Annotated in this window: 11 protein-coding genes; 10 read left to right on the plus strand and 1 reads right to left on the minus strand. The window is 32.8% G+C overall.

The window, feature by feature from the left end:
* Nucleotides 1–9 precede the first annotated feature (9 nt).
* From QL232_RS10845 to QL232_RS10865, 5 genes are all read left to right on the plus strand, one after another.
* Nucleotides 10–1,167: a serine hydrolase domain-containing protein gene (locus tag QL232_RS10845; RefSeq protein ID WP_281614127.1), complete on the plus strand. Its 1,158-nt coding sequence runs from the start codon at nt 10–12 to the stop codon at nt 1,165–1,167.
* Nucleotides 1,167–1,916: an RNA methyltransferase gene (locus QL232_RS10850; protein WP_281614128.1), complete on the plus strand. Its 750-nt coding sequence runs from the start codon at nt 1,167–1,169 to the stop codon at nt 1,914–1,916. The genes QL232_RS10845 and QL232_RS10850 overlap by 1 nt, the downstream gene beginning before the upstream one ends.
* Nucleotides 1,917–2,144: 228 nt before the next feature.
* The gene (locus QL232_RS10855) at nt 2,145–2,957 is read left to right on the plus strand and encodes a hypothetical protein (protein ID WP_168883171.1); all 813 of its coding nucleotides are present in this window, start codon (nt 2,145–2,147) and stop codon (nt 2,955–2,957) included.
* Nucleotides 2,958–3,015: 58 nt separating this feature from the next.
* Entirely contained in the window at nt 3,016–3,825 is an 810-nt protein-coding gene (gene murQ / locus QL232_RS10860; protein WP_281614129.1) for an N-acetylmuramic acid 6-phosphate etherase, read from the plus strand.
* Nucleotides 3,826–3,847: 22 nt separating this feature from the next.
* On the plus strand, nt 3,848–5,206 hold the full coding sequence (locus QL232_RS10865) for a DEAD/DEAH box helicase (protein ID WP_281614130.1): 1,359 nt from the start codon (nt 3,848–3,850) through the stop codon (nt 5,204–5,206).
* A gap of 35 nt (nt 5,207–5,241) precedes the next feature.
* Here the strand turns inward: QL232_RS10865 and QL232_RS10870 are convergent, their stop codons facing one another.
* The gene (locus tag QL232_RS10870) at nt 5,242–6,009 is read right to left on the minus strand and encodes a geranylgeranylglyceryl/heptaprenylglyceryl phosphate synthase (protein WP_281614131.1); all 768 of its coding nucleotides are present in this window, start codon (nt 6,007–6,009) and stop codon (nt 5,242–5,244) included.
* A 161-nt stretch (nt 6,010–6,170) separates the two neighbouring features.
* Between QL232_RS10870 and pyk the strand changes: the two genes are divergently transcribed.
* From pyk to QL232_RS10895, 5 genes are all read left to right on the plus strand, one after another.
* Nucleotides 6,171–7,601, plus strand: coding sequence for a pyruvate kinase (gene pyk / locus QL232_RS10875; protein WP_281614132.1), 1,431 nt, complete (start codon nt 6,171–6,173; stop codon nt 7,599–7,601).
* A gap of 295 nt (nt 7,602–7,896) precedes the next feature.
* On the plus strand, nt 7,897–8,976 hold the full coding sequence (locus QL232_RS10880) for an LptF/LptG family permease (protein ID WP_168883176.1): 1,080 nt from the start codon (nt 7,897–7,899) through the stop codon (nt 8,974–8,976).
* A 107-nt stretch (nt 8,977–9,083) separates the two neighbouring features.
* Nucleotides 9,084–9,995 carry an EamA family transporter gene (locus QL232_RS10885; protein ID WP_281614133.1) on the plus strand — a complete coding sequence of 304 codons (912 nt, stop codon included), beginning with the start codon at nt 9,084–9,086 and terminating at the stop codon, nt 9,993–9,995.
* A 48-nt stretch (nt 9,996–10,043) separates the two neighbouring features.
* Nucleotides 10,044–11,249: a lipase family protein gene (locus QL232_RS10890; protein WP_281614134.1), complete on the plus strand. Its 1,206-nt coding sequence runs from the start codon at nt 10,044–10,046 to the stop codon at nt 11,247–11,249.
* 84 nt (nt 11,250–11,333) lie between these two features.
* Nucleotides 11,334–12,212: a universal stress protein gene (locus tag QL232_RS10895; RefSeq protein ID WP_281614135.1), complete on the plus strand. Its 879-nt coding sequence runs from the start codon at nt 11,334–11,336 to the stop codon at nt 12,210–12,212.
* Nucleotides 12,213–12,223: the final 11 nt, after the last annotated feature.

Genomic DNA, 12,223 nt, shown 5'->3' on the forward strand with positions numbered 1-12,223 from the left:
TAATAAATAGTGATTAAAAATATTCTCATATTTCTTTTCAGTTGTCTCATTATAACTTCATGCAAACAACATGAAGAGCAGAAGAGCAATAAAGAAGAGGTTCTTACTCAAAGTACTTTTACCCTAGATACACTAACACAATCAGAAAAAGATTTTTACTATCATATTTTTGATTCAACCTTTAATAAGTTACATAAAAAAAGAAGGTTCAATGGTGTAGTTTTAGGAGGAAAGAATAAACAGATTGTTTATAAAAAAGCATTCGGATATAGAAATATTAGAAGAAGGATTAAATTACAAGATGATGATCCTTTTCAATTGGCTTCTGTATCTAAGCAGTTTACTGCTGCTGCAATAATGTTATTAGCACAAGACTCATTGTTATCTTACAGTGATAGTGTAAATAAATTCTTCCCTGATTTACCTTATCCAGGTATTACCATTAAAATGTTGTTAGATCATAGATCAGGTCTGCCTAACTATATCTATTTAATGGACAAAAAGATTAAGGATAAGCAATCTCCTATTTATAATAAATTGTGTATCGAATATCTTACTGAATTTGCTCCTGGAAAATATGGTTCTCCTGATAAGAGATTTAGATACTCAAACTCTAACTATATGTTATTGGCAGGTATAGTAGAGAAAGTATCAGGACAATCTTTTGAGACTTTTCTTGATGATCGAATTTTCACTCCATTACATATGGATAGTACTTTCACTTTTACCGATAAGAAAGTTCACCATGAGAATGTCCCTATTGGACATACTGGTCGAGGTAGACAGTACGAAGATTTCTTTTTAAATGGAGTTTTAGGTGATAAAAGCGTTTATTCTAATGTAGAAGATATGTTTAAATGGCATGTCGCTTTGTTACAAGACTCTTTATTAAAACAAGAGACTTTAGAAGAAGCCTATACATTTCAAAGCCCTCTAAGAAAAGGAAACTACAATTATGGTTATGGCTGGAGGTTATTTAAAACTTCAGACAAAGACATCGTTGTATATCACGGAGGATGGTGGAGAGGTTTTTCTACTATGTTCGTTCATTTTCCTAGAACAGAAGCATTCTTAATTATACTAAGTAATCGAGTCAATCATTCTTTTGTAAATTTAGATGCAGTATATGATGCTTTAGAAATTCCAGAATTCAAAAGAAGAAAATAGTGAATAAACGTTGGAGTAAAGAAGTAAGAGCATTACTTCAAAAGAAAAAAAGAAAAGAAACACAACAATTTATTGTTGAGGGGTATAAAAACCTTGAAGAATTATTTAGATCTGATTTAGAAATAGAAGCTTTATTTCATACAGAAAAACTTCTACCATTATTAGATCAATATAAATTTAATTCAAAGGTTATTGATGACACTACAACACCTACCCTTCTAAAGCAAAATGGTCATTTGCAAACTAATGATACAGGGTTAGCTGTTGTAAAAATGCCTTCTTTCTCAATTCCTTCAGTTGATGATCTTGACTCGTTTAGTATTGCTTTAGACGATGTAAGAGATCCAGGGAATTTAGGAACCATTTTACGTATTGCAGATTGGTATGGAATTAAAAATCTATTCTTATCGAAACAATGTACTGATGCCTTTGCTCCTAAAGTGATTGCGTCAAGTATGGGTGCTTTCACAAGGATTAAATTCCATACTGTCGATCTAGTAGAACAATTATCTGAATATAAAGAAAAAGGAATTCAAATAATTGGTGCGGATATGAATGGAGAGAATATTCATGATTTCAAGCCAAAAGGAAAAAGTATAATGGTAATGGGTAGTGAATCTCATGGCATTAGTGATGAAATCCATAAAATCCTTTCCACTAAGATCACGATTCCTAAATATGGAGGAGCAGAATCGTTAAATGTGGCAATTGCTACTGCAATTATTTGTGATAATATCAAAAGAGTGTAACTTTATATAAGAGAATAAACTTCTTCACTAAGAGAAGTTTATTTTTTTACAGCTTTCTCTAATAAATTAAGGTAATACTAACGAAGGCTTATTTTTTATAAATAACAACTAAAACAAACTAAATGCTTCTTTAGTTCATAAACATTTATTCATAATCAAAATGAATCTTTTGTGTTGAAATCTTTGTTTATGTTTATGAGAATCAAGAAACATTGCTATCCAAACATTATGAAATTAAAGAACTTTATCACAATTACTAATTTTCTTCCGACGGCGAAAGGTGGTACAATCTTATTCGCTCCTACAGGGAATAATTCTTTGGCAAAATGGATTAAAATGGACAAAGAATTTAATTGGGTTGAAAGAGTTTTAAATTCCTCAAATACTGATGTTTGTTTATATACAGATGGTGAAATATCATTAGAGTATGCAGCTCACCTTGTCATGACAGATGATGAAATCATGAGTCAGTTTATATGGAAAGATACAGTGGCATATACTCAAAAAGAATTAATAGATCTTGCCCACTTAAATGAGAAGATATCATGGCATGATATTGCTTTCGCAGATCGATTAATTCTAAATGATGAATTTCCTAGTAATTATTACTTCGCAAAGAAAGTAAACCCTAACGCACTTTCTTTATCAAAAAATATCAATAAGCTTATTAAGAAAGCGAATAACAGTAAAGTTTATGTTGAAAAGATCAATGAACAATTAAGTTGTTTTGTCTTACCACTTAAAGCAGAAACAAGTATTGATTATTCTCTTGAGCTTATGAATAATATATTGATCGGTGGAGAAAAGAAAATCTACCGATTAGAAGCAAAAGTAGATTTTAATAACAATCAGGTGAATATTAAGAAGGTAGGTGAAAAGTTAATTCATAGTATTTCACTTGAAAATAAATCTGATTGTTCAAATTATATTTTCGGTGTTGTTGACTTAAGCACAGAAGGAACAAAAAGTTTTCTGAATACTATATGGGAAGATATCTCTCCAGCTGAAGAACAAATTGAATACATAATGTCACAGATTTAGACGCATTTCTTTTTTCTACGTCTTTATTTTGTAAATTCGTAGAAAAATGAACTAATATATGATCACAGAATCATCATCTAATTATAATAATCTTGAGAACATGGATGTAAAAGAACTTTTACATTCCATGAACAAAGAAGATAAATCCGTTCCTCAAGCAATTGAGAGATCAATTCCACAAATTGAAGAATTAGTAAAGCAGATCGTTCCCAGAATGAAAAATGGTGGACGATTGTTTTATATCGGGGCAGGTACAAGTGGAAGACTTGGAATAGTTGATGCTTCTGAGTGCCCTCCTACCTTTGGGGTTCCATTTGATCTTGTCATTGGAATTATTGCTGGTGGAGATGGAGCGATTAGAAAGGCAGTGGAACATGCTGAAGATGATCCAAAACAGGCTTGGATAGACCTCCAAGAGTATAATATTGGTGAAAACGATACACTAATAGGTATTGCTGCTTCCGGTAGAACTCCTTATGTAATTGGAGGTCTTGAAGAAGCAAATAAAAACAACATTCTTACAGGATGTATTGTTTGCAATCCCAATAGTAAAATGGCTGAAGTAGCGAATTATCCTGTAGAAGTTATTGTCGGACCTGAATTTGTAACAGGTAGTACAAGGATGAAGGCGGGCACCGCACAAAAGCTTTCATTAAACATGATTTCTACTTCCGTTATGATTCAGTTAGGTAAAGTGAAAGGCAATAAGATGGTTGATATGCAATTAACCAATCATAAGCTTGAAAAAAGAGCACTTAAAATGGTCATCGATGAAACCGGTGCAAATGAAGACCTTGCTCAAGATCTCTTAGAAAAACACTCTTCAGTAAGAAAAGCTATTGAAGCTTTTAATAAATTAAACAATTAACATAACACATAACTCAAATAAGGTGACTTTTGACGATTTTGATTTAAACGATGATCTTTTGGATGGAATTTACTCTATGAATTTTAGAGAACCTACTCCTATCCAAGAACAAGCGATACCTGCTATTTTAGACGGGAATGATCTTATTGCATGTGCTCAGACTGGTACAGGTAAAACTGCAGCGTTTTTACTTCCAATTATGCACCAGATTCATATGTCTGATTATGATGGTACTGATACACATACAATCATAATTGTACCTACAAGAGAATTAGCTTTACAGATTGATCATCAAATTCAAGGGTTATCTTATTTCACTCCTGTAACTTCAATTCCTGTTTATGGAGGAGACTCTAGTAGCTTTTCTAACCAAAGAAACGCATTAAAAAGAGGTGTTGATATTATCGTTGCTACTCCAGGTAAATTATTATCACATTTGAATATTGGAGCAAATGTAGATAAAGTAAAAAACCTGATACTAGATGAGGCCGATAGAATGTTAGATATGGGATTCCATGATGACATCTTACAAATTGCTTCTCACCTACCCAAAAAGAGACAAAACATATTCTTCTCTGCTACAATGCCTCCTAAAATCAGGACTTTAGCAAAAGAATTACTTCATAATCCATTAGAGATAAATATCGCTATCTCTAAAACTTCAAAAAATGTAACACAAAAAGCATTCTTATTGTATGACAATCAAAAAGGTCCTATGGTTGACTTTCTTGTTGGACAGGATGAATATGAAAGTGTTATTATTTTCACAAGTACAAAATCCAAAGTTACTGAAGTGACAAACCTCTTGAAAAAGAGAGGATTAAGTGCTGAAGGAATAAGTTCGGATCTGGATCAAAAAGAACGAGAAGAAGTTTTATTAAGGTTTAAAGCACAGCAAACAAAGATCTTAGTAGGTACAGATATCATTTCTAGAGGTATTGATATTGAAACAGTAGAATTGGTTATTAATTTCGATGTACCTAAAGATCCAGAAGATTATGTTCATAGAATAGGTAGAACAGCTAGAGCATCTAGAGAAGGTTTAGCTGTAACATTTATCAATGAAAGCCCCAAAGAACAAACATCGTTTGCTAAAATTGAACAATTAATAGGAATTGATGTTCAGAAAGGTGAAAACCCTCCTTTTCTTGGTCAAGGACCATTATATTCTCCTGTAATACGAAAAAAGCAACATAGGAAGCCTTTCTCAAAAAACAGAAATTTCAATAAGAATAAAGGTGGTTATAACAAACAGTATAACAAAAAGAAAGGAAGTGGTGGATATCAAGGAAATAATGATCAGCGAAGATCAAATGATGGTTCACCTAATTCCTCACAGCAAAGAAAAAGGTATTACAAACCAAAAAACAATAATCAATAAGGGTTAAGACACTTATACCAAAAATCTTCACATAATTATAAATGTGAAGATTTTTTTGTTGCATTATATTGCTCTTTGTATTGATACAACTCTTCTAAAAAGTTTGGGTTGTTTTCAAATGCAGTTCCTATGACAACTATATCAGCTCCTGCTCTAAATTTATCATCAACAGTTGATATATCCCTTATACCACCACCAACAAATAATAGCCCATCTACATTTTCTCTAACACCTTTTATCATTGTATTGGGAACAGAATTTTTTGCCCCACTACCCGCTTCTAAATAAAAAGCTCTCATTCCTAAAAGCTCTCCAGCTATTGATGTACTGATAGCAATATCATTTTTATTGGATGGAATAGGTACAGTATTACTTATATATTGTACAGAAGTAGTGACACCACTTTCAATTAAAATATAGCCAAGGGGTATTGCTTCCAAATTACTTTCCCTCACCTGATATGCTGCTTGTACTTGTTGTCCAATTAAAAAATCGGGGTTTCTCCCAGAAAGTAAAGACATAAATAATATCGCATCTGCATGGGAAGTTACCTGCATAGAATTACCAGGAAAAAGCACCACTGGTTTTCCTAATGTTTGTAAATCAAGAACTGTACTTTCTAGTGCATTCGATGATAGTAGACTGCCTCCGACTAAAAAAAAATCAGGTAGGTGATTTTTATTGCCATTTTTTAGAAAAAAAAGTACTTCTTTTGACCACTTATCGGGATCGATGAGGATGGCGATCGTCTTTTTTGACCTCAATTTTCTATCTAAAAGCCATTTTTCGATGGATAATTGCATTTGTTAATATAAGATGATTAAATATAATTTGCACCCTTATTTGGAATCTAATAAATTCGCATGTGTTTCAAACAAGAGAGTCAAAATTACTGAACAGTTTTTATAAAACTGTAATTTAACTCGATCATTTCAATTTTATATATATTCGTTAATTAAAAACTATGAGTATCGCAATCAACAAAACTAAGATCGTCGCTACGATTGGACCAGCTACAAGAGATAAACAAAAGATCCTTGAGTTAATCCACGCAGGAGCTGATGTATTCCGTTTAAACTTCTCTCATGATGTTCATGAAGAGCACCAAAAAGTTATTAACTGGGTAGCAGAATACAACTCTAAGTTCGGTCACAATACGGCGATTTTACAAGATTTGCAAGGTCCTAAAATCCGTATCGGCGAGATGGAAGGCGGTGCTGTAGAAATTGTTGAAGGTGAGCAAATCATCATCACTAACACTCCTGTAGTTGGTACAAAAGAAAAAGTATCTACTACTTACACTAATATCGTAAAAGATGTTAAAGCAGGTGACAATATCATGATTGATGATGGTAACTTGTGTGTAAGAGTTGTTGAAGTAAAAGGAAATGAAATCATCGCTGAAGTTGTTCACGGTGGTAAATTAAAGTCTCGTAAGGGTATGAACTTACCTGATACAAACATTTCTGAAGCTTCTTTAACTGCAAAAGATAGAAGAGATTTAGAGTTCGGTTTAGAAGCAGGTGTGAACTGGGTAGCACTTTCTTTCGTAAGAACTCCAGAAGATATTACATCAGTAAAAGAAATCATCAAATCTAAAGGTTCAGATGCTAAAGTGATCGCTAAAATCGAGCGTCCTGAAGCAATCGAAAACTTTGATGCTATCTTAGAAGTAACTGATGCTATCATGGTTGCTCGTGGTGACCTTGGTGTTGAAATCTTATTCGAAGATGTTCCAAACATCCAAAAAGAAATCATCGCTAAGTGTAACAAAGCTGGTAAGCCAGTGATCGTTGCAACACAAATGATGGAATCAATGATCACTAACCCTCGTCCTACTCGTGCGGAGGTAAATGACGTTGCTAACGCTGTTTATGACGGTGCTGACGCAGTAATGTTATCAGCTGAATCAGCTGCTGGTGATTACCCAGTAGAAACTGTTCAAGCAATGGTAAGAATCTTATCTGCTGTTGAGCGTCAAGCTTCTCAAATCTACAACAAGACTTATGATTTCGATAAGTCATTAGATAGCTATGCAGGTAACTTAATTGCTCAATCTGCTGCTGCAATTTCAAAAGACTTAGAAGCAAAAGCTATTATTGGTTTAACTTCAACTGGATTTACTGCTTCTCGTATCTCAAGACACCGTCCTGATACAAGAATCTTTATCTTCACTTCTGACCAAAAGTTAGCTGCTACATTAAACCTAGTTTGGGGTGTTAAAGCATTCCACTTTGTACCAAAAGAATCTTCTACTGAAACTTTCAAAGAAGTTGAAGCAATCTTAGTACAAAAAGGTTTCCTTGCTAAAGGTGACAGATATGTAAATATCGCTGCTTTACCTCTTACTAAGAAAGGTAAAACAAATAGCTTGAAAATTGATATCGTTGAGTAATTCAACTATTTCATATAAATTCGAAGCCTTTCAAGATTTTCTTTCTTGGAAGGCTTTGTTTTTTATACAAATTTGCCCCAAATTGAAAAGATGTATTTTAGGCTGTACGCTGATAAATACTGAACAGTAAAAAACACAAATTATGTTTTCCTTTTTTGATGTGAAACAACGTTAAAAGAAGTTGATTTGTACAATCAATTTGAGTTTAACGTTGGAAAATTACCAAAGGAATTCGTTTTTTGTATTTGATAAGCCTTCGGGCAAATTGTCATATAAAAATTCATACGACAGACATATGAAACTTCTGGATAAGTATATTCTCAAAAAGTTTTTTAAGACATTTATTTTTGTAGTCCTTTTATTAAACATCATTGTTTGTATTGTAGATTATACAGAGAAACAAGATGACTTTTTAAAGCATGGATTAGATTTCGGTTACGTATTCTCAGAATATTACGTTAACCTATTTATACACTGGGTGAATACACTTAGTCCATTATCTATATTTATCGCTGTTGTATTCTTGACAGCTCGCTTAGCTTCTCATACAGAAATTGTAGCAATTCTGAGTAATGGGGTTTCATATCAACGTTTCCTTGCTCCTTACTTTGTAGGTGCAACGATTGTTGGTTTAGTGATCTTCGGTTTATTAGGTTGGGTTGTTCCAAACTCATCAAAAACTAGAGTGGCTTTTGAAATTAAATACCTAAAAAGCCCCTACTATTTCAATGAAAGAGATATTCATTACAGAGTAAGTGACTCTACATACTTATATGTTGAATCTTATAATAACAGAATCAAAAGAGGTTATAGACCTACATTAGAAACTTTTGATGGAAATAAATTATTAGAAAAGATTTCAGCAAACAGAATCCAATGGGATTCTACAAATCAAGAATGGACTTTTGATAAATACGAGAAATACATCTTTAATGCTGATGGTTCTCAAAAATACTCTAAAGGAAATTCACTGAAAATGAAATTGAATCTGGAACCAAAGTACTTTGAAAGTAAATATGCACTTCATGAAACTTTGACTAACCCAGAGCTTTCTGAATATATTGAAAAAGAAAAATCTAGAGGAGTTGGTAATCTTGGTGTTTATGAAAACGCATTATATGAAAGGTATGCCTATCCTTTTGCGATTATAATACTTACTCTTATGGGAGTTTGTGTGTCTTCAGTTAAATCTAGACACGGTTCAGGATTCCTTATCGCTGTTGGTTTTATCCTCGCCTTTGTATACTTATTAATGGTGTTAATGAGTAGAGCAATTGCAGAAGCAGATACATTAAGTCCATTCTTAGCAGCTTGGCTACCAAATATAATATTCTTCTTTGTGACCATATACCTCTACTTGAGAGTGCAGAAATAATTATCACAATAGATATTAAAAAGAAGAGTCTGACTTAATGAAAGTTAGACTCTTTTTTTTACATTTGCACATCCAATTTTAAACGTAAATATTTATACTTCCGCCGAATGATCAACGAACAAATTAAACTTCATATAATAGTTTTTATATGGGGCTTCACGGCTATTCTCGGTGTTCTCATCGAGATGGATTCTTTCCAACTAGTATTTTACAGAACATTGATATCTGCTTTATCAATGGGTGTATTTATGAAATTAAGAGGTTGGGAAATGAAAGTATCTTCCAAAGATGCCATTAAACTTATTCTTACGGGTAGTTTAGTAGCATTGCATTGGATTTTATTTTTTACGTCTGCAAAAATATCAAAGGTCAGTGTTTGTCTAGCAGGAATTGCGACCACCGCCCTTTTCACATCAATAATAGAACCCCTATTTAATAAAACGAGTATTAAACCTTACGAAGTAATTCTCGGTTTATTCGTTATTGTTGGTTTATATATCATTTTCCAATTTGAATTTGATCATGCCTTAGGTCTGATCTTATCACTTGGGGCTGCATTTGTAGGTTCACTATTTAGTGTGCTTAATGGAAAGTTTGTTAAGAGTATTTCCTCTCCTAAAATCACTCTCTATGAAATGATAGGAGGAGCATTAACGGCATTAATTACATTACCGTTTCTTTCAGAAGGAGAAACTTGGTTGGAGGTTCCTTCAATGATGGACACCTTTTACTTGTTAGTATTGTCAATCGTTTGTACTACAATTGCTTATGCTGTATGTGTAGAGATACAAAAGAGTTTAAGTGCTTTTCAGGTCAACCTAACTGTAAACTTAGAACCTATCTATGGTATTCTTTTAGCACTTATTCTATTTGGAGAAAAAGAGACGATGTCACCTGGTTTTTATGTTGGAGCAGGAATTATTCTACTTTCGGTATTGTCCTATCCGGTTCTAAAGAAAAACTATAATAGACGCTCCTCGAATCGTAAAGCATTACACAATGAAGCGATTAAAGGATAAATAATTTGTGAAAGAGCACATTGCGTTATAACTTAAAAATAAAAACGTATGTGCTCTTTCTCTTTTAAGAATAAACTTTTTCTTGTTATCCTATTATCTATAGTTTTCTCATGTAATAATGATGATAACTCACCTGAAAACGAAACACTACCTGAAGCCGGTCAACTAGTATCCTATGAAATAAAATCAGAATTTTCACAAAATGAATTACTTACTCTTGCTGATTTTGGAGGATTATCATTGGCTAAGCCTTATATTCAAAATGGTATCACAACCTATTCAGTAAAATATCTTACAGAAGATAAAAATAATGATCTTATAGAGGCTTCTGGAGTGGTTAGTGTCCCAAGTACGGACTCTCAGAATGACTTGATATTACTTAACCGGGGGACAATCATTGAACATACAGCTGCTCCTAGTGTAAGTCCAATACCCACTTATGAATTTGGTGCTGCTTTGGATTTTATCGTAATGACACCTGATCTCATAGGTTTTGGAAGCTCCTCTACAATTCCTCAATATTATTATATTAATGATAAAACTGCGAATTCATCTTATGATTTAGTAAAAGCAACTAGTACATTACTAGAGGAAATTAATAAAGATTCTTCTAATGATGTATTTATTTCTGGATACTCACAAGGCGGATATTCTAGTTTAACACAATTAGAGAATATCGCAGCTTTGCCCGATAATTTTGAGGTGAAGGCATGTTTAGCCGCAGCTGGTGGGTATGATCTGATCTATGTGATGCAAGAGATACTAAAAGAAGAAACCCACGCATCTCCTGCATTCCTGGCATTAGTGATCTATTCCTATTATTCTTACTACAATGAAACTTCTGGATTAGAAAGTTATTTTCATGAAGATATTGCTGAACAGATTCCCTCAATATTAAATGGTAATTTATCTACTTCTGAGGTAAATGACATATTGCCAGATTCTCTCCATCTTTTGTTTAATAGCAATTTTATAAGTGAGATGAAAAATGGTAATTCTGATAATAGTATGTATCAACATCTGAGAAACAATTCAATTGGAACTATAAATACTAATATCCCAATATTTTTGTACCATTCCCCTAACGATGAGATTCTACCCTACTCTTCATCACAAAAATTATTTAATGAATTAGAATCTCAAAATTTAAATGTCACATTTGAAAGTATCGAAGGAGATAGCCATGCAGATGCTTCAATCCCAGCTTTAATTAATGCATTTCTTGAAATAAAATCACTTCAATCAGATTTGTAAATTTTACACTTTTATTGACAATGATCAGTGAATTTTAATTTCAGAAGATGTATATTGATATAAATAATTTAAAGACCTAAGAAAATGAAAATTCATAATATCCTTGTCCCAACAGACTTCTCACCAGAAGCTACAAATGCATTAGAGGTAGCTGTTCAGATTGCAAAATTAAATAACGCCTCAATTTCATTATTACATGTAATTGATATCCCAACAATAAACCATTATGATAGCTTGTCTGTATTTGGTGCTGGAGATATAGGCATGGATGATCCTGAAATTTACAGCCACTACACCACCAAATTACAAGAAGTAGTCAATAATAAAATCAATAAAATTATTGAAGAAAACCCTAATATTAAAATTGAAAAACATATAGAGTTTGATTCGCTTCAACGACACTTAGCCGATTTTGTTGTTAAAGATAAAACGGACCTTATTATTATTGGTTCTCAAGGAATTAGTGGGCTAGATGAATATCTAATAGGTTCCAATACAGAAAAAATCATACGCTTATCTAAAGTACCTGTATTAACTATCAAGAAACAAGCAAGTCACTTTGCTCCTAAGAAGATAGTTTATGCAGCTGACTTTCATAAGGTAAGTGATGGTGCTATCGCTACACTGAAACTTTTCCAATCATTATATGATGCTACAATTCATTTTGTTAAAGTAATAACACCTGGTAATTTCGAAGCAACCCCATTCTCAATCCAACAGTTAGAGGAATTTGCGGAGGATAATAAGTTTGAGAATTATGAAGTTCATACATTTAATGACTTTTCTGAAGAAGAAGGAATTAGAGGTTTTGCTCAATTTATCGATGCTGATATGATTTCTATGTCTACACATGGCAGAACAGGTATTCAACATATTTTATTGGGAAGTATTGCAGAGGAAGTTGCAAATCATGCTATTCGTCCGGTATTAACTTTCAACAAAAAAATGGAAGACCACGATTAATAAAATATCAA

The sequence above is a fragment of the Flammeovirga sp. SubArs3 genome (assembly GCF_947387565.1).
GTDB classification, from domain to species: domain Bacteria; phylum Bacteroidota; class Bacteroidia; order Cytophagales; family Flammeovirgaceae; genus Flammeovirga; species Flammeovirga agarivorans.

Coding starts and splice junctions, on each gene's coding strand:
- QL232_RS10870 (WP_281614131.1), bottom strand. CDS start 6,009: ATGCAATTATCCATCGAAAAATGGCTTTTAGATAGAAAATTGAGGTCA.
- QL232_RS10890 (WP_281614134.1), top strand. CDS start 10,044: ATGTGCTCTTTCTCTTTTAAGAATAAACTTTTTCTTGTTATCCTATTA.
- QL232_RS10855 (WP_168883171.1), top strand. CDS start 2,145: ATGAAATTAAAGAACTTTATCACAATTACTAATTTTCTTCCGACGGCG.
- QL232_RS10895 (WP_281614135.1), top strand. CDS start 11,334: ATGAAAATTCATAATATCCTTGTCCCAACAGACTTCTCACCAGAAGCT.
- QL232_RS10885 (WP_281614133.1), top strand. CDS start 9,084: ATGATCAACGAACAAATTAAACTTCATATAATAGTTTTTATATGGGGC.
- murQ (WP_281614129.1), top strand. CDS start 3,016: ATGATCACAGAATCATCATCTAATTATAATAATCTTGAGAACATGGAT.
- QL232_RS10880 (WP_168883176.1), top strand. CDS start 7,897: ATGAAACTTCTGGATAAGTATATTCTCAAAAAGTTTTTTAAGACATTT.
- pyk (WP_281614132.1), top strand. CDS start 6,171: ATGAGTATCGCAATCAACAAAACTAAGATCGTCGCTACGATTGGACCA.